We start from the raw sequence: 20,085 nt of genomic DNA, 5'->3' as shown, positions 1-20,085 counted from the left end.
ACCCTGCCAGTGATCATCGGTGGGTCACCTCATGCTGCGAGGACCGTTCGTACGCGTTCGCAGAAGCCTCGCGCCTCCGGTACAGCGTAGGCATCGAGCCGTCCGGCAAGGTCGAGCAACGGCGCTATGGAACGGTGAGAGCTGATCGCCTCTGTCAGCTCCAGCGCCTCGCCTGCAGTCGCGCAGGCTTGCTCGATGTGGCCCTGTGCGAACTGCACGTCCGCCTGGCGGGTCAGGTAGAGCGCGCGGGTGCGCAGCCACGACGGAGCGAACAGGGCCTGGGCTTGCGCGAAGGTGGTCTCGGCGGGCTTGGGTTGTCCCATGTCGCGGAGACTGGAGGCCCGTGCGCCAAGGAGCTCGGCTTGGTCGAACCAGTAAACCCAGTCCGGGTCGTCGTGGCCGTCAGCTTGCGCGAGGAGTTCTTCGGCGCGGTCAAAGTCCGCCCAGCACCGGTGGTCGTTGAGATGTGCCCGCGCTCGCGCTCGCCGGGACGTCAGCATCGCTTCGATACGTGGCGTTGTCCGGCCACGGACAGCGGCGAGCGCGGCCGTGGCCATGGACTCGGCGTCGTGCAGCCGGCCGGAGTTGTAGGCCGACACCGTCCAGAAAGCCAAGCAGTTGGCGCCCAGCGCGTTATCGCCGGCGATATGAGCCGCACGCAACGCGGTTTCGAACGCGCCGTCAGCGCACTCTCCTCGCACATCGAACAGGGCTGCGGCACGCTGGCGTGCCAGGTCGGACGCGACGGCGTACAGGCGGGACCCGTGGGCATTGCTGTACCGACGATCACGCAGCAGGCCGGTTGCCAGGGCCAGGGCACTGGCGGTCTCGCTCAGGATGATTCCGCCTCCGTCGGCGTCGTCCATGCGGCGCAGCACTCTCGCGCGCTCTTCGAGACGCGAGAGGGCGCCGTCACCGATCCGCTGTCCCGTGGTGATCTGCCCGGCGGCGACGGGGTCGGCGGTGATCCAGGCGAACAGCGACGCGGTGAGAGCTCCACCGGAGATCAGGGCGAGTTCTCTGCGTGTGACGTCCACCGCACCCCCTGCGACCTCGTTCAGCGACTGAGCGGCGCCGAGGAGCGTCCATGGTCGTGGCGCAGGCCGTTGAATGGGGTCCTCGGACAACCACTCAGGCCATGGTCGCTCATCAACCGTCTCCACCGGAATACCGAGAATGTCGGCGATGAGTATCTGGGTGGGTTTGTCCGGGATTCGCCCGTGTTCCCAGTACCAGATGCCGTCTCGCCTGGTGTTCACCGCATAGCGGCCCGTGCCCGCTTCGCGGAGACGGCGAGCCATCTCCGATTGGCTCCAGCCGCGGACTTCACGGGCGCGACGAAGCAGGTGGCCGCGGACTTCGCCGGCACTTGCGGGCTGGGAGCTGACGTTCATCAACGCCTCCGCTGCGCGCGGTCGTGAACACGTGCGGTGCGTGCATCATATCGGCGCGCCGTCTCGCGGTCAGGTGAACTCTCGTTGCTCTCCGTTGCGCTGCGGCGCAGCGATCAGCAACGCCGCCAGGTCTATCCGCCGGTCGCCACCTGCGTCAGCGTGGACTCAAGCAACCGCGCTCGCAGCGGTTCCTCCGACTCGGAGCTGCCAGGACGGGCCCGAACCGGAGCGGTCCGGGGGACTCTCACCGGGGAGGAGCACGGATGAGCGCGCAGACCATCGCGGAGCAGCCAGCCCAAGGCCCCGGCGAGACCGCCGGGTCGCACCACCGGCACCGTCCGGCCCAGTTGGAGGAAGGGGAAGTGCACCGGCACCGCCCACTGCCCTCGTCAACCCAAGGAGTGCAGCATGATCCAGCCCGGCTCCAAGTCGCCGGCCTTCATCACCTTGTCGAAGCCGCTCGAAGCCGCTCTGATCGAGATCGGAGGTGCGTTGCCCGCTTGGGACATATCCGGTTCCCTCCTGGCGGATGCCACGCTCAAGCGGTATCAGGCGCAGATGGAGTCCGTGCCGCTGGTCAAGGAGACCACCGCGACGTTGCGCCACGCGCTGACCGGGGAGGGCGGCGGATACGCCGTGCTGCGCTTGGGAAACCTCGCCGAGGCGCTGGGGACCGGCGACGACCGGTTCCTGCGGCTGGCGCTGGCCTTCGCGGCCGAGGTGGCCGTCCCCTTCTCGCCCTTCCCACGGTGGCCGCTCTGGAAGGACATCGGGGTCAAGGTCGACAAGGACCCCGGCAAGTCCAGCGGCATCGGGTACAACGCGTTCCACATGGACCTGGTGAACGCGACCCGGCCCCCGGACTACTCCACGCTCCTGTGCGTCCGCCCCGACCCGCTCGGCGGCGGCCTCAGCATCCTGTCCGACGCCCACGCGGCGGTGGCGCGGTTGCCGGAGGACTGCCGCGCCCTGCTGGCGGAGTCGGCCTACCACTACGGGACCTTCTTCGACCTGTTCGGCGTGGGCGAGGAGTACAAGCCGTTCCCGATCCTGGACGGCTCCGACCCGGACGGCGGGTTCGTCCGGTTCACCGCCAAGATGCTGGTGAGGTCCGAGCTCGGCCAGGCGCACGCCGAAGCCGCCAGGGAACTCTCCGAGGAGCTTGTGCGGGGGCAGGTCTCCTTCATGCTCCGGCCCGGGGACTACCTCATCGTGAACCAGCGCCGCTTCCTGCACGGCCGGGAGGCTCTGCGCAGCGGTCAGGAGAGCGTTCCGGTGGGCGACCGGCGGCTGCTCCTCCAGCTCTTCCTGCGCTCGGGGGCCCGCGACGGCTCGGCCGCCTAGCGGTCGACGGCCTAGCCGGTCGACGGCACCGGCGCCCCTTTGAGCCCCCGAGCCTGCGGCATGGTCACCGGGGCGAGGCCCGCTCGGGCTCCCTGCTAGATGCGCGAGTTGCGCAGGGACTGCAACACAGCGCCTGCCAGTGCCCGCGTCGCCTGCGGGACCGACAGATGCTCATGTTCGCGGTACAGGGCCCAGTTGTACTTGACCAAGGACAGCTTGTTGGACGACAGCGATCCCGCCTGGTGGGCCCGGTACACCGCGAGCGGCTCGGCCAGACCCCGGGCGTCGGCGCCGTCGCGCATGATCGACAGCCAGAGGGCGTAGTCCTGCCGCTTGAGCATCTCCGGCATCAGCCTCGTGCCCAAGACGTTGCGGTCGTACATGGCGGTGAGAGCACCGATGTGGTCCTGGACCAGCATCGCGCGATAGTCCACATGCTCCCGCGCCCGGATCACCCGCCCGTTCGGAACCCAGTCGGTGCTCTCACCGGCGTAGTCGGCGTCCATCTTGAAGTACGAGGTGAACGTCAGCGGCGCATCGCCTTCCGCGGCGAAGGCGAGCTGCTTGGCGGTCTTGTCCGGCAGCCACAGGTCGTCGGAGTCGAGGAAGGCGATGTAGTCCCCGCGGGCCCGCTCGATCGCGAGGTTGCGGGCCCGGCCGGCGCCGCCCCGTTCGGGTGCCGACTCCGGCAGAACGCGCTCGTCGCGCTCGGCGAACTCGCGCAGCAGATCCATGGAGCCGTCGCAGGACTGGTCGTCGGTGACCAGCAGCTCCAGCTCCGCATGAGTCTGCGTGAGCACCGATCGGACAGCCGCGCCGAGGGTGGCCGCAGAGTTGTACACGGGCATCACGACAGACACCAAAGGCACAGCACATCTCCTCGCACGATCAGGAACGACGGTCCATTCAAGCACCGCAACCGAACAGGAGCTGACATGCAGGTAGTCGTCGCCGGTCAGGGCTATGTAGGGCTCCCGCTCGCCGTACACGCGGCCATGGTGGGGCATCGCGTGATCGGCTACGACGTGGACGAGCACCGGGTCCAGCAGCTCGCCTCCGGCCACTCCCACGTCGGGGACGTGAGCTGCACGCGGCTGCGCGACGTGCAGGAGTCCGGCGCGTACTCCGTGACCACCGACTCTGCCGCGCTGGCCGGTTTCGACATCGCCGTGATCACCGTGCCGACCCCGCTGCGGGACGGCGTGCCCGACCTGACGTACATCGAGACCAGTGCCCGAACCCTCGGCGAGCACGTTCGCCCCGGCTCGACCGTGGTCCTGGAGAGCACGACCTATCCCGGCTGCACCGAGGAACTGCTGGTGCCGATCCTGGAGAAGACGTCGGGCCTGCGGGCCGGGGAGGACTTCCTGGCCGGGTTCAGTCCCGAACGCATCGCCCAGGGGAACAAGCAGTTGTCGTTCGTCTCGACGCCGAAGGTGGTGTCCGGGATCAACGCCAGGTCCCTCGAAGTGATCAAGGGCTTCTACGACAGCATCGTCCTGACCACCGTCCCCGTGTCCGGGCCCAAGGTCGCCGAGCTGACGAAGCTGGTGGAGAACACCTTCCGGCTGGTCAACATCTCGCTCGTGAACGAGCTGGCGACGCTGACGGCGCCCCTCGGCGTGAACATCTGGGAGGCGATCGACGCCGCCGCGACCAAGCCCATCGGCTTCACCCGGTTCACCCCGGGGCCGGGAGTCGGCGGGCACTGCCTGCCCGTCGATCCGCTGTTCCTCGCGTGGAAGATCGAGCAGGAGCTGGGGGTCCCCTTCCGGTTCGTGGGACTCGCCGACGAGGTCAACCGGCACATGCCCGACTACGTCGTCCAGCGCGTCGTGGCCGGCCTCGACAAGCGCGGCCTGCCCGTCGAGGGATCTCGCGTCCTGCTGCTCGGCCTGACCTACAAGCGAAACGTCACCGACCTCCGTAACTCCCCTTCAGCGCGGGTCGCCGAACTCCTCACCGGCCTCGGCGCCGAGGTCTACGGCGCTGACCCGAACGTTCCGGACAGCGACACCGGCAAGTTGAACGTGCCCCGGGTCGACGCCAGCGCGCAGGAGGTAGCCGCCGCCGACGCCGTGGTGCTCCTCGTGGGCCACGACCGGTTCGACTTCGCGATGATCGAGCAGCACGCGTCGTACGTGCTCGACTGCCGCAACCATCTGTCCGGAGCGAACGTCGAGACCCTGTAGCCCCCGGAACTCCCCTGGCCCGCCGCTGACTTCAACCCAGGAGTTCCCTTGTGCGACGAATGGGAACACGCACACACCGACTACACCATGCCCGTGCAGCGCCCGGCCCCTGCCTCGCTGGCCGAAAGCGAGGACGACTGGCGCCACTACCTGGAAGGTGACACCCCCAACGGGTGGCTGATCCGGCACAGCGCGATGACCGAGGCGCTCGTCAGCGGTCGGCCCCTGTACCTGCTGCACACTACGAAGGACATCGACGCCATCCGCGTCAGTCGGCAGTTGCACGTCTCCACCGGCTGTCTGGTCGGAGCCCTGTACTGCTCGCCTCTCGTCGATCAGCGTGAAGGACTGCGCCCCCACAACCTCGGCGCCTACTTGATGCGGACGAAGCCTTCCACCACGCCGATGGTCTTCGAAGTCATCCCGGACGCCCCGATCCGTCCCAAGGGCGTCGACTACCTGCATCTCGGTGCCATCCACCTGCGTATCTACGAGCGCTACCGGAGCTTCTTGGCCCCGGCCGAGAACGACCGGCTCGACCACGCAGTGCTGACCGGGCTGCGGTCCGCAGCCCGGTTCCTCGACGTCGCCCTGCGCAACGCCGCCGGTCGCGCCACTGCGGCACCCGAGTTCATCGACCGACTGTCCGAAGCAGTGATCCACGTGCCGTTCCTCGGCTACTTGTACTTCGAGGTGCTGTCGGAGTATCTGATGCTGCACTCCGTTACCCCGGAGACCAAGACCTACGCCCAGGCGGGGGAGCTGAACAACTGGCTCTACAAGCGGCTCGCCTTCGCCGCGGTGGACGGCATGGACCAGTTGTTCGACCTGGCCCGTTTCAATCCGCGGTATCACCGGCTCGTCCAGCTCGTCGCGGGCGTGGAACCGGCTCTCGGTCCGGGAGTCGCCGAGTACGTCCGGCGACGGCTGTCGCACCTGTTCGCCCGGACTGCGCTGCACCCGTCCCAGGATGCGGCGTCGGTCACCTTCCTGGACGCTGATCTCAGCACGCTCCGCACCGCCGCGCCTGGGCTGATCGGCCAGATGGTCTTCCGCGAGATCCGGTACATGCCGCGCTATCAGCAGCTCTACCACTGCTTCGAGAAGGCCAAGGCTCTTGAGGCATGGGACTACTGGAACAAGCAGGGAATACCCACCCCCTTCAACGGCGTGATCCCCAAGGGAGAGATCGGAATCCATCCCGTCTACCCCCGCGCGTCGGTGAGAGTGTGGACGGCACAGCGAGGCGAAAGGGGCTACCTGCATCCGGCCGAGGAGGTCCAGGCCGCCGTCTCGCCGCACCTGGCCTCCTGGTGGGCGCCTCCCCGCCAGCGCGAGACGAGCCAGCCCTACGCGCTCGATCTCTGATCCCCCAACAGGTGTACGTGGATGGAGTTTCTGCATGACCGCCAAGCTCCTGAACATTCTGACCGGCATCAACCGCTCCGCCGCGCCTTCGTCCGGGAGCACGATCCTCGTCCACGACCTCTACGGCGCGATGCCTGACATCCACACGACCTTCCTGGGCAGGGCACCGGTCGATCAGACCTGGAAGGCCGCGTTCGATCAGCTGATCACCCTGTCGACGACGAAACGCCCCCACGGCCCCGGCTTCGACCACTACGTCGACGAGCTGACGCGCGAGGTCGGCGCGCTCATCGAGAAGACCCAGCCGAACGCCATCCACGCCCAGCACCTCGGGTTCGCTCTCAGCCTGGCCTTCACCCGGGCCGCCGGTAACGTCCCGATCATCGCCATCGCTCACGGCCCCGACGTGATGGCGGCCGAGCGCAACGTGCGGGATTGCGAGCTCCTGTACGAGGTTGCCGCCGCGAGCGCCGCGATCGTCGCCCCGACCTCCGTCCTTGCCGGCCGAATCGACCGTCTCACCGGACGCCGATTCACCGATCGACTCACCGTCATCCCGTGGGGTATCCCGTTGCGTGATGCCCGGGTAAGCGATCAGCCGCCTATCGGAACCGGACCGCTGTCGCTGGTGCACGCCGGTCGTCTGGATGCCAACAAGTCCACGATCACCGCCGTCGAGGCCATCGCGCTGGCCGGTCAGCCGCACCGGCTGACCATCATCGGCACGGGCCCCGAGGAAGAAGCGCTTCGCGAGCGTGCCGGTTCCCTCGACGTTCAGGACCAGGTGGCGTTTGCGCCGTTCCTGCCTCGCCGGGAACTGTGGCAGCGTCTGCCCGAGTTCGATGCCTTCGTTTTCACGACCTCCGGCTCGGAGGCGTTCGGCCTGGTGGCCATCGAGGCGCAGGCCCACGGCCTGCCCGTCGTCTACTCCGACGTTGCCGGGATGGCGGAGACCCTGGGCCAAGCCGGTACCCCGTTCACGGCAGGTGACCCGGCGAGCCTGGCGTCCGCGCTCGATCGGCTGGCCCGCGACGTGTACTGGCGCAAAGCCCTGATCCGCACCGGGCTGGACAACTCCCGCCGGTATGACATCACCTGCACCGCCAAGCGGCTGGCCGACCTGACCACCAAGGTCGCCTCCGCCGCACTCGCCTGATCCACCCCACTGCTACCGGCCCGAGACAACCGCCACCCGGGAGGCGACACCGCTGGTGTGTCAAATCCTCATCGACGTAGAGCCGAAGGTGTCCTCAGCCCGTATGAAGCTGGCCTAGTCAGTGCTCGACATTCACACGCAAATTGGGAGTGCGCTACGTCGCCGCACCGATATATGGTCATCGTCGAAGTCACTCCCTCAGCGTCCTGATCGTCGGGCTCGGTGCGGGCGCGGGTCGAACGGTCGCCGGTTATCTTTTGCTAAGAAGACACCATCCGGCATCGAGACCATATCCGCGCACGCTCCCGGCCTTGCGATCACTGGTGCGGTCTGGTGGGGGCACGGGTCGAAGTCCGCCGGTTATCCGCTATTAACGGGGTTGTCGCAGGTTCGAGTCCTGTCTGACCTTCGGGTCAGTAGCTCAGTTGGCAGAGCACCTAAACACCGTTGGACATCCCACATCCGTGCCCTCTCCAGGCCGCATCGTTCGTCAGTCCCGCCGATGCCATGGGTCGAATCTGGCCGGTTATCACGCCACCAGAGGATGCACGTTCAAATCCTGACGGGTCGCCTGACGGCGGCCTGCCGCCCCGTACTGGCAAGGGGCACCCCGGCCGGAACGCCACATCCATGGGCATCGGCAGGGGCTGACGAGCACGGGGAGGGGCGGGTCGAAGCTGACCGGTTATCTCCAGGTACCGCCGATGCGGGGTTCGAGTCCCCGCCGCCCGGCTTATGCGGGGCGTCGTCCAACGGCAGGACTGCGGTTTTGATCCGGTAGGCGTCACCACATCCGCCCCTCCCCTCCCCTGCATCCGCCTTTGGCGGGTCGAACCCAAGGAGGTGCCGGATGGCACGCAACCGTGACCCTCTCGCAAGCGTTTCCGCTTACATGACGCCCCAGACACAGCCGATCCCCGGCCGCACCGACCAGATGCGCAACAACGCGGGCGGCTACAGCTTCGCCAAGGACACCTGGCAGCGCCTCGAAGACTTCCTGGTCCTGGGCACGACCGGCGGCACCTACTACGTGGGTGAGGACAAGCTGACGGCGGACAACGCCGGCATGCTGTTCCAGGCGATCGCCCAGGACGGGCCGCGCGTAGTCGAGCTGCTCACCGACGTCTCGACCGCGAGCCCGCCGCGAGCGCCGAAGCAGCGGCCCGCGCTGTTCGCGCTCGCCGCCTGCTACGCCAGGGGCGACGCCGCGACCCGCCAGGCCGCCAAGCTGGCCCTGCCTCGGGTGGCCCGGACCACCGACCACCTGGCTCAGTTCTTCGGCTACTACAAGTACCTGGGCGGCAAGCCGACCGCACGCGGTACGGCGCCGCGCGTCGGCCGGTCGTTGCGGACCGCGCTCGGTTCCTGGTTCCTCCAAGGCGATGCCGACCATGTCGCGTTCAAGGCAGTCAAGGCGCGGCAGCGCACGACGCCGCAGGGCGAGGCTTTCGACCTGCGCGACGTACTCCGCATCGCCCACCCGACGGCGGACTCGGAGCAGCGGAAGACGCTGTTCGGGTGGATCGCTGGGAACGTCACCGACGACGCGGCGCGTGACGAGCTGCCCGCGCTCGACCGGTTCCTAACCGCGAAGGCGGTCACCACCGTGAAGCAGGCGGTGCGGATCGTGTCCGAGGAGCGTGTGCCGTGGGAGTTCCTGCCCAGTGACCTGCTGCGTGAGCCGGAGGTGTGGGACGCCCTGGTGGACACGGTCGGTCTGACCGCGCTCCTGCGGAACCTGGCCCGCATGACCCGCCTGGGTACTCTACGGCCGATGGGCGACGCCACCCGCCGCGCGGTCGCGCGCCTCACCAACCGGGACGCGCTGCTCAAGGCTCGCATTCACCCGATGGATGCGTTCCTTGCGCTGCGCGTGTACGGCTCGGGCCGGTCGCAGCCCTACCCGCGCGCTGCGGCGCACACCTGGGCGCCGGTCCCAGCCGTCTTGGACGCCCTGGAGGGGACGTACGAGCTGAGCTTCGGCTCCGTCGAGCCCTCGGGTAGGCGGCTGCTGGTCGCGGTGGACTCTTCCGGGTCCATGTCGGGCGGATGGTACGGCGGCCCCGTCGTGGTGGGCGGCTCGGAGATCGGCACGCCGTACGAGGTCGGCTGTGCGATGGCGGTCATGCTGGCCCGGATCGAGCGGGGCAACGCGCACGTCATCGATGTGGATACCAGCGTGCACGCATCGAAGGTGACGCCGCGAACGAACCTGCGGGAGATCAAGTCGTGGCGGCCGTCCGGCGGCGGCACGGACTTGAGCCTCCCGTTCACCTGGGCGGCCAGGGAGCGCATGGAGGTGGACGGCTTCGTTGTGCTCACCGACAACGAGAGCTGGGCGGGACGCGCGCACCCGTCGCAGGCGCTGGAGTCCTACCGGCGCACCACTATGGCACAGGCCCGTGTGGTCGTGGCCGCGATGACGGCCGCAGGGCACACGATCGGCGACCCGAGAGACGGCGGGGTGCTGAACATCGCGGGCCTCGACGCGAGCCTGCCAATGGTGGTCAACGCGTTCCTCCACCAGTAGAAGCGCATGACGAAAGGGCCCGGTCATCCGTTGCGGATGACCGGGCCTCTTTGTTGTTGGTGGCGGGGCCGGATTAGACCCGGCGACTTCTGGCTGCGTCATCCCGCGTCGTCGGTGGCGCGTTGTCCTTGGCAGGGCCGCCGTAGACCGGCACCTCACGAAGCGGGAGTCTCACGGATGTCCTTGTTGTGACGGGGTGTGAGGCGCACCGATGCTACTGGTTGTAGCGGACGGGCCGATACTGCGATCCTGCGTAGGAGGGCTGCTTGGTCGAGCCGAGCAGGACGCCGAGTGCTGGCCAGCGCTGCTCCAACGCCCGGAAGAGGCCGTAGTACAGGCCGGTGCCGAGCACGACCGCGCCCGCGCTGATCTGCTCAGCGGTGACGCCCTCGATGGTGATGCCGCGAAGGGCGAGCCAGGCGAGGGCTCCGCCGACGAGCGACGGGACGACGGTGCGCCACACGCTGAGAAGCCACTGGTGGAACATGATCACTCCTAAGATGCGAAAACCCCGCGCTCGGCGGGGCGAAAGGTGTGCGGGGCTAGTCGGTCTCGTCTATGTCACGCGACCTTGAGCAGCGCGGCCCACGTCGGAGGACCGGTCCGGCCAGCCTGGTCGGCGACCCCCGCGGCCTTCTGGAACTCGCGCAGCCTACGGTCGTGGTGGCGGGTGAACACAGTGGCGTCGACCGTGTCCGGGACAGGATAGCCGCGGGCTTCCAGCAGGCCCGTCAGGGTCTTGACGTGCCAGCCGGTGAGCGGCCTATCGGCGTCGTAGTAGATAGCGGGCAGCTTCTTCACGATCTCCTCCATCCAGTCGAGGGCGGGCTGCGGCTTAACCTGAGAGGGCTTGGTAGGCGTCTTGTAAGCCGGGTTCCAGAAGCCAGCGATAACGCTTGCGGCTCTGATGCGACGTCGGCAGGCATCTGTTGTGTTGCCTTCGATGGTCTGGACCCTGCCGTCGCCCAAGTTACGCTCGACGATACCGACGTGGTCGATCGCGCCGATGCTGTCGCTCGCTGACCAGTCGAAGAACACGATCGCGCCAGGCTTGGCGTGCTTGCGCAGGTTGTCGGCCGTGCCTGCGAACCAGCGGCGCAGCTCCCTGCCATCCTGCGCGTGCCAGACTGTGTAGGCGCGGTCCCCGCGAGGCAACACGGCCGCCGCGTTGTCGGAGCGCCGAGCCCACTCGGTCACACTCATGTTGCACCACGGCGCGGTGAGGAAGACAGCGCCGTGCCGGGCCGCGTACGCGCGGGTGATGCCGTTCGGCCGGCCCTGCGTGCCGAGGGTCGCGCGGGCAGCGGCCAGCATGGCGTTGACGCTCATTCGAGTGCTCCGTCCTCGTCGTGGGGGTCGCCTTCGTAGATGCCGGTCAGCGGGTTGAGGACGTAGCCCAGGCTGCGTAGCACCTGCTCTTCGTCAGGCTCTGTTGGGCCCCACGGCCGCAGGTCCACACCTGCGGCCACGAGCTGGTCCTCGGTCGGTTCAGACATTGGTCACCTCCTGTACGGGGTCGAGGAGAAGCCACTCGGCGACGGTGAGCCCGAACGCCGAGGTCGGCACGTGAATAGGGAGTAGGGCGGGCACGACGAGCACGCCGTCATCTGTTGGGAAGACAGTCATTCGGGGGAAGGCGCCTCGGCGGCGTCGGAGGAGCTGCGCAGAGTCTCGGCCGGGAGCAGTGCGTCGCGGTGCTGCTGAAGGTGGGAAGCCAGTCCGTCCTCAACTCGGCGGACCCCCTGCTCAACCCTGTTGATCGCATCGCGTAGCGAAGAGCCATGGTTGGGCCTGAGCTCGGCCTCGATCAGCGCAACACGCTCGGCGAAGCCGGGCCTGTACGGGACGCCGGGGCGGGCTTCCTCGCCATTCCAGTCGTCCAAGAAGTGCGACAGGCGGCGAAGCCTGCGCGCGAGGCCAGTGACGCCTCGCGCGAGAAGACCCGCCGCGCCGCCCACGATCGTGATGGTGACGAAAACGTCCAGCCAGAGGATGCCTGTCACGCGCTCACCTCTTCGCCTGACCACGGCTTCCGGCCAGCGAACGTCATCGCTGGCTTCGACATGATCGAGACGGGTGTGAACCCCTGACCTCGGTCACGGTATCGGGAGACCGCCAGCTGACGTGCCTGGACGCGGATGGGGTCAAGTCGGGTTGCGCGAATCGGTTCGAGGGGATCAGCCGATAGGGTCGCGTTGAGGCCCAGGTAGTCGATCACGCCCTGTCTGACCTGCTTGGTCTCTGGTTCCAACCGTGCGCGGTGTGTTTTCACCGCGTTGATGCGCGCCAGGTGTGCCTGCATGCGTACCTCATCGCTGACCCCTGGAGTCCAGACGGTGGGCAACCCATGGATGTCGGCCAAGATCTTGGCGGCGCGCGGATCGGTGAAAGCCAGCGGGTCATCCGCTGCCGGGATCCACGGTTCATGCAAGATCACATCCAGGAGGGTGTCCACGTCCTCGTGGTCGATGCCGTACTCCGCAGCCCGCCACTCCAGCGCGGTGTGCGGGAAGATATGGATGCGAGCCTGACCGTTCTCGTCGACGCGGCTCACACCCCACAGCGGGTCGGCACCATCACGAGGTGGTGCCGCCGATAGCTTCTCCTCGCCTTCCATGAAATCGGTGGTGGTGTAACCGAGCTCGGCATCCCACACCTTCCACACCTCAGCGGCCATTGCCGTCACGCTCCTCGCACAGAGACTGCCGATCCGGTGCTCATGCCGAGCCCGGGTGGCGGAAAGCCCAGAAGTAGAACGCCTTGCCTGACAGGACCCCACCCCCGGTGGACCAGCCGAAGGAGAACCCGGATGGGCTGGATGCGTCCAGGCACCAGTAGAAGTTCGGGGCGGCAGCGCCGTCGCGCACCGTTGCGACCGGCCCCATGTTGTCCGCCATCGATGGGCCGTAGGTGATCGTGACGCCGTAGTAGCCGGAGGACACGACACCGGAACCAGCGCAGATCGTCTCGTAGGAACTCGATGTGGTGAACTCCCAGACGCGGCCTTTCATGGTCCACTTACCGGCACCGTCGAACAGGATCGATGCCTCGCTGTAGGAGCTTCCGGCGCTGTAGCCGTACCTCGCATAGCTGGAGGCGATGTCCAAGCCGCCGCCTGACCGGGTGCCTCCGCTGCTGATCATGCCGAGTCTGATGAGGCTGGAGTTCACTCGTAGTTCGGCTCGCTGCGAGAACGACGTGTTCGTGGTGATGGCCACTGCGGCTTCGCCGCCCGAGTCCTCCGCGTAGACGCGGGAGTAGTTCGACGATCCGGACGGGTAGAACCGCAGGTCGAGCGTGCTGCTGTCGAGAACGAATCTGCGTCCGGTGGGCGAGCTCCGGACGACGGGGCCGGTGATGACCTTGCCGTTGAGCGCGTCGGCGTCGATCTTGGCAGCGGTGATGGACCCTGCTGCGATCTTGTCCGCAGTGATCGCGTTGGCTTTGATGTGCGCCGCGTCGATCGCGCCCGCCTGGATCTTGTCGGCGGTGATGGCGTTCGCGGCGATCTTCCCCGCGTCGATGGCGAGCGCCTGGATGAGGCCGCCCGTAATTGATCCAGCGACGATCTTCGCGTTGGCCGGGATGGAGCCGGTGATGATGTGCTCGGCTCCGTTTATGATCTCGCCGATCATGTCCGTATTCACAAGCGGTTTCGCTTGCGAGATGACGTGAGCTGATGCACCACTGAGATTGCCGGACCTGTCGATCGCGACCAGCCAGAACTCCCGGTCGACGTTGTACGGCTGGCCCGGCACGACGGCGGTGCCCGCACGTTCCAGCCACTCCACCTGCTGACCCTCGTTGCCGGGGTCCAGCGGGTCCCGCATCATGATCAGGACGCGCGAGAAGTCCTTGGGCATGCCCGTGGCCGCGCTCGTGAACCCGTCCCACGAGATCCGGAAGATCCCGAGACGGCTGTCGACGACCGGCGTGGACGGGTCCGGCGGCGGTGTCTCGTCGTCCGGGATGGTGATCTCTGCGCTCGCGGCCACCTGCCCGAGCGTGCCGTCGTTCACAGCGCGCACTCCGAACACCCAGCGGGACTTCGGCACGAGCGGGCTGTAGGTCAGTGTCGTCGCCGTCGTGGTCGCCAGCACGCGTTCGGCCCCTGTGCCCGGGGGTGTCTGGCCGATCAGTTCATAGCCCGAGACGGTAAGCGGCGTTCCGTTGACATCAGTTGTCACCGGACTCCACGAGATGGTGATCTGGCCGTGGGTGTAGCCTTCGTCATCCTGGTAGGCGGCGGGGTTGACGAGCAGGCCGGTGGGAGCGGCGGGCACGCGACCCTCACCGTCTCCTCCGGGCTCTCCCCCGTTGCCGCCGCTGGAGACGCCGCCGTTGAGGATGCCCGCCGCCCGCCTGGCGAGCTTGACATCCCTCTCCAAGAACCGGTCATTCAGCGTCAGGTTGCCGCCCACAACGCCGTCGTCACCTCGTGAGAGCGTGATCTGCCGGACCCGCAGCGCTTCGGGCCTGCCCTCCTCCCCCGGCGCCCGGATGGTGTCACCCGGCCGGTAGTCGGCCAGCGGCAGGAACCGCGCCTCCTGCGGCTTGATCTGGCGGGTGACCTGCACCCGCTCCCGGCTCGCCCTCTCCAACGCCTGCCCGGCGAGCAGCCGGGCAGTTCCCTCATCCTTGACACCGCCTTGCGACTGGTACGCCTCCCACCGGCCCCAGGGAGCGACCGCGCCGGGGTTGGTGACCTCGACGCGCAGTCCCTCCTCGCCGACGACGAGAATCGCCGAGGCCGCGTCTTCGAGCGTCGCGTCGTCCGGGGCCTGGTCGATGTCGCGGCCCAGGACCAGCTCGACCGGCGCCGGTCCGGCGGCCAGCTGGCGGCCCAACGCGGTGCCCTCGTTGTAGACCTGGAGCACGCGGCCGGTCATCTGCCAGTCGCATACGCCCTGTTCGGACAGGTTGATGAGGAGCTGGAGGAGGTCGGTTCCGGGCTCCAGGCCGATCGTCAGCTCTGCCGACCAGGGCTGGCCAGCAGAATCGTGGGTGGCTGTGAAGTCCGCGCTGAGGCCAGGCAGCGCGCCACGGCCTGCTCCTTCGCTGATCAGGGTGGTCAGGATGTGGCCGACGCGGACGGCGTTGAACTGACGCTTGCCGTCCACCATATCGAGCGACGGGTAGAGGACAAGCTTGCGCAGCATCCACGCCCATCCGGGCAGAGAAAAGCGCTGTGCGCCGGTCTGGTCGGTCATGTCTCCAGACCGTTTGATCCGTAGAAACCGGCCGTTGGCGGCCTCACTCCAGGAGCCGCCGTCCACGCTGTACTCCAGCGCCACCTCGCACGGCTCACGCAGCCACGCTGCGCCTTGAGCATGGGTGGTGTAGGTCAGCTCCAGGCTCGGCACGTCGTTGAGCGGAAGCCCGGCGTCCCAGCTCAAGGGCGCACCCAAGAGTCCGAGCCGGGGCCCGTTGGGGGCGTGAGCGACAAGCCGGACCCCGAACCGGAGCCGCTCACCAGGGATGATCACTTGCATGGCGGATCAGCCTGCGCCTTTCCGGATCGGCGCGCCGAGCTGCTGTTGCAGCCGGTCAACCGCGAGCGACAGGAGGACGTTCTCGTAGCTCAGCTCGTCGATGCGGCGACGGAGCGCGGTGATGACCGCCTCCGCTTCGACGTTCAGGTCCTGCACTCGGTACTCCTCGGGTTACATCCGCCAGCCCCAGAGCTGGGCAGTGATGGCGACGACCTGCGTTGTGGTGGGGCTGACGAAGACGCTCGTCGTGGTCCTGGCCGACACGCACGCGCCGACGCGAGGGCTGCCGGACGCGCCAACGTCGATGGTGGCCACCACGTATGGGGCGCTGGCCATCGTCGGCCCATAGGTGAAGGTGGCCCCGGCCTGGTTAGCGGGGATGGTGACGGTGCTCATCACAAGCCCCGCGTCGCCGCCGTTGTACGACCAGGCACCGGTGTGCCGCGTAGAGGCGGGCAAAAAGGTGAGCTGCTGGAGCTGTGCGGTGGCGTGCCGGTTGAACCCGACTCGCGACTGTGCCTCCTCCAAGGCGACGAAGCCGCCGTTGTCGAGCGTGCTCGTAGGGTTTCGGACCCTCACGTGATAAGCGCCCGCGGCGTGCATCACCCTGGTCTCGGCGGTGTTGCCGCTATTGGTGCCCGACAGGCTGATGAGAGTCGCTTCGCCGGTGAACAGGGAGGCGTCGCTGTAGATTCGCGAGTAGTTGGCTCCGGTACCTGGATAGAAACGCAACTCAGGGGCCGTTGCTCCTGGCGGATTGATGATGACTCGGGCACCAGTCACTCCGGAGGCCAGCTGGCCCACGAGCGACACGCTGCCGGTCGCCGAGGAGATGGAGACCGTCTGGACACCGCCCGAGTCGTAGGCGGCCAGGCCCGTGCCGTTGAGCTCGACCCGGGCCCCGGCCGCGCTGCCCGCAACGATGCGGGTGGACAGCGTCAGCACCGATTCAAGCTTGCCCGCCGTCACCTGGTTGGCGCCGATGTGGGCCGCCTGGATCGCGCCGACGTCGATCTTCATCGCTGTGACGGCGTTGGCGACCAGGTGACCGGTCGTGATCGAGCCCGTCGCGGCGTCCCCCGACACCAGCTGTACGGCCGCGATCGTGGCCGAGCTTGACGGCGCGGACTCGTTCCCCGAGCGGTCCAGCGCGGTCAGCCGGAACTCCCGGTCCTGGCCGTACGGCTGGCCGGGCACGACGATCCCACCCGCCTGCTCCAGGTAACCGACCTCAGACCAGCCAGGGGCGAGCGGGTCCTGCATCCACACCAGGAGACGGGCGAAGTCGGACGGCATGAGAACGCCGCCAACGCCGTGCCCGTCCCATCCGACGTGGATAACGCCGAGACGGGTCGAGAGCGATGGAGGCGTCGGCACGGGCGGCGCGTCTACGTCGTCGGGGACCGTGACCACCTGCTGCGACGAAAACGCGCCGCGCGCGCCCTGGTTGGTGGCCCTGACCTTGAACGCGTACTGCTCGCCGATCACGAGCGGGCTGTACGTCGCGTTCGTGTCGTCGGCCTGAGTCAGCGCGACGAGAAACCACGGTGCGCCCGCCCGGTTGATGCGCATGAACAGCTCGTAACCGTCGACTTCGACGGCTGTGCCGTTGACGTCGGTGACGACCGTGCCCCAGGTGGCCGTTACCTGTCCTTGGGGGACGCCCGCCGAGTCGATGTACGCCTGCGCGTCCACGACCAATCCGGCAGGCGCGGCGGGGGTGCGCGGCCGGGGCGATGAGGGCGCCGGACGTGCCCCTGACCCGCCGGAAGCCGTCGAGCCGCCGACGATGCCCGCCGTACGGCGGGCGAGGCGGATGTCCTGTTCGAGTAGCCGGTCGTTGAGGACGACGTTGCCGACGAGCACTCCTGTCTGGTCACGGACAAGGGTGACCTGCCGGACCCGCAGCGGCTCTGGCATGCCTCCCGCGCCGGGCGCGAGCACCCGGTCACCTGGCCGGTAGTCCAGAATCGGGATCCAGCGTGCCTCCGCCAGGCTGATCTGTCGGGTCCGCTGCACCCGTTCCCGTTCGGCGCGCTTGAGCGCCGCGTCGGCGAGCAGCGCCGCCGTACCGGGATCGGACACGCCGCCCTGGCCGACGTACTGCTCCCATCGTCCCCATGGCGCTACGGCTGAGGGGTTGGTGTAGGTCTGCTGGAACTGGTTGTCGCCCACAACAAGGACTGCGGACGCGGCGTCCTCCAGCGTGCCGACGTCGGGCGCGTGGGTGATGTCGCGAGCGTGCCGGAGATCGACAGGGCTGGGGCCGGTCGCGAGGTCTCGCGCCAGTTCGGTGTCAGCGTTGTAGGCGCGCAGTTGACGGCCCTGCATGGAGAAGTCCAGCACGCCCTGTTCGGCCAAGTTGATCAGCGTGGTGAGGGCGTCCAGGCCGGGTTCGTAGTAGATCGTCAGCACCTTGGCCCATGGCTGGCCAGCAGAGTCGTGAGTCGAGGTGAAGTTCCACGACAGACCGGTCAGCGTGCCGCGCACCTGCCCCTCCGCCAGGAAGGTCTGGAGAATCGCGCCTGGTGTCGTGCTGAGGAAGGCTCGCTTCCCGTCGACCAGCGGCTGGTTGCCGGGGTAGAGGACGAGCTTGCGCAGCATCCACACGTAGCCCGGCAGGTCGAGCTGCTCGACGGCCGCTTTGTCGGTGCGGTCGAGTCGCCGCCGGATCAGCAGGAATCGGGAGTCAGCAGGTTCCGCCCAGTTGGTCCCGTCTCTTGAGACCTCGATGGCGATCTCACAGGGGTCGGCGAGCAAGTCGCTTCCCGGCCCGGCTTGGCTGTGGGTCAGCTTGAGTGCGGGCACGTCGGTGAACGGCCAGCCGATCTCTGTGCTGATCGGAGCGGGGAGCACACCCCTTCGGGCTCCGTTGGGCGCATAGATGACGAGGCGGAGGCCAAACACATTGACCTCCGCCCATGTTCATCAATCCGAGAGCGGAGAGTCCTCCCCATCCGGGGGCGGGTATAGCTTGTCGAATGCCTTGCCGATCGCAATCCATGCGCCGAGTGCAGCAGGCCACACCCCACCGCCGGTCCACACGCTCACTTCGTCAGCGAGATCAGGATTCGCATCAACCCAGCCTCCGACCACGATGAACGTCAGGAAGGCCACGTAGAACTGGAGCACGACTCGTGTTTTAGTCCGAGACCATGTGCCTGGCCAGGGATCGGCGACCGTCAGCTCAACGCTGGCCGATGAAGCTGCTGTCCCGTGTGCCGTGAGCTCAAGGACCGGAAGGGTAGCCGCCACTGCTGGCGGGGCAGGCGGTTGCGAATGTGCCAGGCTCTCCACCACGAGGCGGGAGACAAATTGCTCAAGGAGGCTGGCCACCTCACGCGCAGCTTCTCGGCTGGCTGGTGGAACTATGCGCGCGGCCATCCGCTCAGCAGCGTCGACTCTTTCCTTGTTCAGCCGAGCGAGTGCTTCCTGCCGCTGGGCATCGATACGGTCTTGGATTTGCGCGCGAATCCGATCGATGTCGGTTTGGATCCGCTGCTTGGCCTCGTTGCGAATCCGATCAAGCGCTGGATGATCGAAGACCCGAACAGGGTGGAGTGGCCTGCCAGTTGCTGGGCCATTGTGAGCATCAGGTGTCACACGAAAACCCTATGGCACCGGGGTTCCAGCGCCATCCACCTGATCTGAGGGCTATCAGAGGAAAGAGCGGCTGGCTCGTATCTCCAGCCCTGTCGAACCGGTCGTGGATGTGGCCGAGCTGGTGAGAAGCATGACGCGGGAGAAGGGGTCTCCGACGGCCACGGCGGGAGTGAGATGGAGCCAGTGGTGCGCCGAGCCGGGGCCGGTCGCCTGGATCTGGCCGGTCACGTCTGTTCCCGCGCTCATGTCCCAGGTGTCGGTGGTCACCAAGCGTGCTTTCATCTGCCCGCAGTCGACCAGGAGTCGCTGTCCGGCGGTCAGGCCGGAGGGCCTGGTGATGGTATCGCCTGTGGCCACGTCCTTGATCGTCGGATTGACCGCGGGACCGGTGATGCGCAGCAGGGCGTCGGTCACCGGGCCGGTCGATCCCGCGAGCGTAGTGACGGGCTGCTCGACGGCGTTCGCGCTCCCTGTCCAGGTCGAGGTGATCGGGTCCCGCCAGAACACACCGGGGATCTTGAAGACCGCTGTGAGTCGCCCGCGAGCCGAGCCGACGTCTAGCTCCGGCTCCGACACCGAATCGAGCGCGACCTCCGCGACGCGGACGATGGAGCCTGCGGTGTAAGAGAGCGTCATCAGCCGGTGGCGGACGCCGATCAAGCCGGCGAGTGCTTCAAGGTTCCACTCCAGTTGCTCGAACCCTCCGTCCGTGCCGGACGGGGTCCGGCCGGTGAGTCCGAAGACGAGTGCGACCGTAGTGGTCTCCAGATCCAAGCCCACCATGGGGAGTTCCCCCGACCGGCCGGGCATCCTGACCGACACCGATCGGGCGGCGGGAAGCGGTCGGCGACGAGTGCCGCTCTTCAACCGCCAGCAGCCCGCCGGATGATCCAAGGCCACGCCATCCAGCGCGTACGTCGGCACGACACCTCCCAAAAGTGTCTACCGGTAGACAGTTGAAGATCGCGACGCTAATGTGTCTACCGGTAGACACATTGGAGGGGTG

19 protein-coding genes are annotated in these 20,085 nt (G+C 67.6%); 6 read left to right on the top strand and 13 right to left on the bottom strand.

What is annotated here, in order from left to right; translation table 11 throughout:
- Positions 1-29: 29 nt before the first annotated feature.
- Positions 30-1,394: a helix-turn-helix transcriptional regulator gene (locus ABD120_RS21290; RefSeq protein WP_343951713.1), complete on the bottom strand. Its 1,365-nt coding sequence runs from the start codon at positions 1,392-1,394 to the stop codon at positions 30-32.
- A gap of 408 nt (positions 1,395-1,802) precedes the next feature.
- On the opposite strand from ABD120_RS21290, the gene ABD120_RS21285 reads away from it, so the two are divergent.
- Positions 1,803-2,738, top strand: a complete 936-nt coding sequence (locus ABD120_RS21285) for a TauD/TfdA family dioxygenase (RefSeq protein WP_343951712.1) — start codon at positions 1,803-1,805, stop codon at positions 2,736-2,738.
- Between the two features lie 95 nt (positions 2,739-2,833).
- Here ABD120_RS21285 and ABD120_RS21280 read toward each other — a convergent pair whose 3' ends face one another.
- Positions 2,834-3,607, bottom strand: coding sequence for a glycosyltransferase family 2 protein (locus ABD120_RS21280; RefSeq protein WP_343951711.1), 774 nt, complete (start codon positions 3,605-3,607; stop codon positions 2,834-2,836).
- Between the two features lie 66 nt (positions 3,608-3,673).
- Here ABD120_RS21280 and ABD120_RS21275 point away from each other — a divergent pair, with 66 nt between their 5' ends.
- The 4 genes from ABD120_RS21275 (at position 3,674) to ABD120_RS21260 (ending at position 9,984) form a co-directional block, all read left to right on the top strand.
- A complete protein-coding gene (locus ABD120_RS21275) occupies positions 3,674-4,930 on the top strand; it encodes a nucleotide sugar dehydrogenase (RefSeq protein ID WP_343951710.1) in 1,257 nt (418 codons plus the stop codon).
- 48 nt (positions 4,931-4,978) lie between these two features.
- On the top strand, positions 4,979-6,298 hold the full coding sequence (locus ABD120_RS21270) for a hypothetical protein (RefSeq protein WP_343951709.1): 1,320 nt from the start codon (positions 4,979-4,981) through the stop codon (positions 6,296-6,298).
- A gap of 34 nt (positions 6,299-6,332) precedes the next feature.
- The gene (locus tag ABD120_RS21265) at positions 6,333-7,454 is read left to right on the top strand and encodes a glycosyltransferase family 4 protein (RefSeq protein ID WP_343951708.1); all 1,122 of its coding nucleotides are present in this window, start codon (positions 6,333-6,335) and stop codon (positions 7,452-7,454) included.
- Positions 7,455-8,346: 892 nt separating this feature from the next.
- Positions 8,347-9,984 carry a TROVE domain-containing protein gene (locus tag ABD120_RS21260; protein ID WP_343951707.1) on the top strand — a complete coding sequence of 546 codons (1,638 nt, stop codon included), beginning with the start codon at positions 8,347-8,349 and terminating at the stop codon, positions 9,982-9,984.
- 214 nt (positions 9,985-10,198) lie between these two features.
- On the opposite strand, the gene ABD120_RS21255 is transcribed toward ABD120_RS21260, so the two are convergent.
- From ABD120_RS21255 to ABD120_RS21210, 10 genes are all read right to left on the bottom strand, one after another.
- Entirely contained in the window at positions 10,199-10,471 is a 273-nt protein-coding gene (locus tag ABD120_RS21255; RefSeq protein WP_343951706.1) for a calponin homology domain-containing protein, read from the bottom strand.
- Between the two features lie 74 nt (positions 10,472-10,545).
- Positions 10,546-11,313, bottom strand: a complete 768-nt coding sequence (locus ABD120_RS21250) for a CHAP domain-containing protein (protein WP_343951705.1) — start codon at positions 11,311-11,313, stop codon at positions 10,546-10,548.
- Positions 11,310-11,480 (bottom strand): hypothetical protein, encoded by a 171-nt coding sequence (locus ABD120_RS21245; protein WP_343951704.1) that lies wholly within the window; start codon positions 11,478-11,480, stop codon positions 11,310-11,312. The genes ABD120_RS21250 and ABD120_RS21245 overlap by 4 nt, the downstream gene beginning before the upstream one ends.
- Entirely contained in the window at positions 11,473-11,610 is a 138-nt protein-coding gene (locus ABD120_RS21240; RefSeq protein WP_343951703.1) for a hypothetical protein, read from the bottom strand. The genes ABD120_RS21245 and ABD120_RS21240 overlap by 8 nt, the downstream gene beginning before the upstream one ends.
- The gene (locus ABD120_RS21235; RefSeq protein ID WP_343951702.1) at positions 11,607-11,987 is read right to left on the bottom strand and encodes a hypothetical protein; all 381 of its coding nucleotides are present in this window, start codon (positions 11,985-11,987) and stop codon (positions 11,607-11,609) included. Before ABD120_RS21235 ends, ABD120_RS21240 begins: the two co-directional genes overlap by 4 nt.
- Positions 11,984-12,661 carry a hypothetical protein gene (locus ABD120_RS21230; protein WP_343951701.1) on the bottom strand — a complete coding sequence of 226 codons (678 nt, stop codon included), beginning with the start codon at positions 12,659-12,661 and terminating at the stop codon, positions 11,984-11,986. The genes ABD120_RS21235 and ABD120_RS21230 overlap by 4 nt, the downstream gene beginning before the upstream one ends.
- A 40-nt stretch (positions 12,662-12,701) precedes the next feature.
- The gene (locus ABD120_RS21225; protein ID WP_343951700.1) at positions 12,702-15,380 is read right to left on the bottom strand and encodes a hypothetical protein; all 2,679 of its coding nucleotides are present in this window, start codon (positions 15,378-15,380) and stop codon (positions 12,702-12,704) included.
- 102 nt (positions 15,381-15,482) lie between these two features.
- The gene (locus ABD120_RS21220; protein WP_343951699.1) at positions 15,483-15,632 is read right to left on the bottom strand and encodes a hypothetical protein; all 150 of its coding nucleotides are present in this window, start codon (positions 15,630-15,632) and stop codon (positions 15,483-15,485) included.
- 15 nt (positions 15,633-15,647) lie between these two features.
- A complete protein-coding gene (locus ABD120_RS21215; RefSeq protein WP_343951698.1) occupies positions 15,648-18,332 on the bottom strand; it encodes a fibronectin type III domain-containing protein in 2,685 nt (894 codons plus the stop codon).
- 72 nt (positions 18,333-18,404) lie between these two features.
- Positions 18,405-18,608 (bottom strand): hypothetical protein, encoded by a 204-nt coding sequence (locus ABD120_RS21210; protein ID WP_343951697.1) that lies wholly within the window; start codon positions 18,606-18,608, stop codon positions 18,405-18,407.
- Positions 18,609-18,791: 183 nt separating this feature from the next.
- Between ABD120_RS21210 and ABD120_RS21205 the strand changes: the two genes are divergently transcribed.
- A complete protein-coding gene (locus tag ABD120_RS21205; protein WP_343951696.1) occupies positions 18,792-19,127 on the top strand; it encodes a hypothetical protein in 336 nt (111 codons plus the stop codon).
- 6 nt (positions 19,128-19,133) lie between these two features.
- Here the strand turns inward: ABD120_RS21205 and ABD120_RS21200 are convergent, their stop codons facing one another.
- The gene (locus ABD120_RS21200) at positions 19,134-19,862 is read right to left on the bottom strand and encodes a hypothetical protein (RefSeq protein ID WP_343951695.1); all 729 of its coding nucleotides are present in this window, start codon (positions 19,860-19,862) and stop codon (positions 19,134-19,136) included.
- Positions 19,863-20,085: the final 223 nt, after the last annotated feature.

Origin of the sequence: Nonomuraea longicatena (genome assembly GCF_039525605.1) — a bacterium.
Classification (GTDB): Bacteria; Actinomycetota; Actinomycetes; order Streptosporangiales; family Streptosporangiaceae; genus Nonomuraea; species Nonomuraea longicatena.
This window is presented reverse-complemented; position numbering and strand designations above follow the sequence as displayed.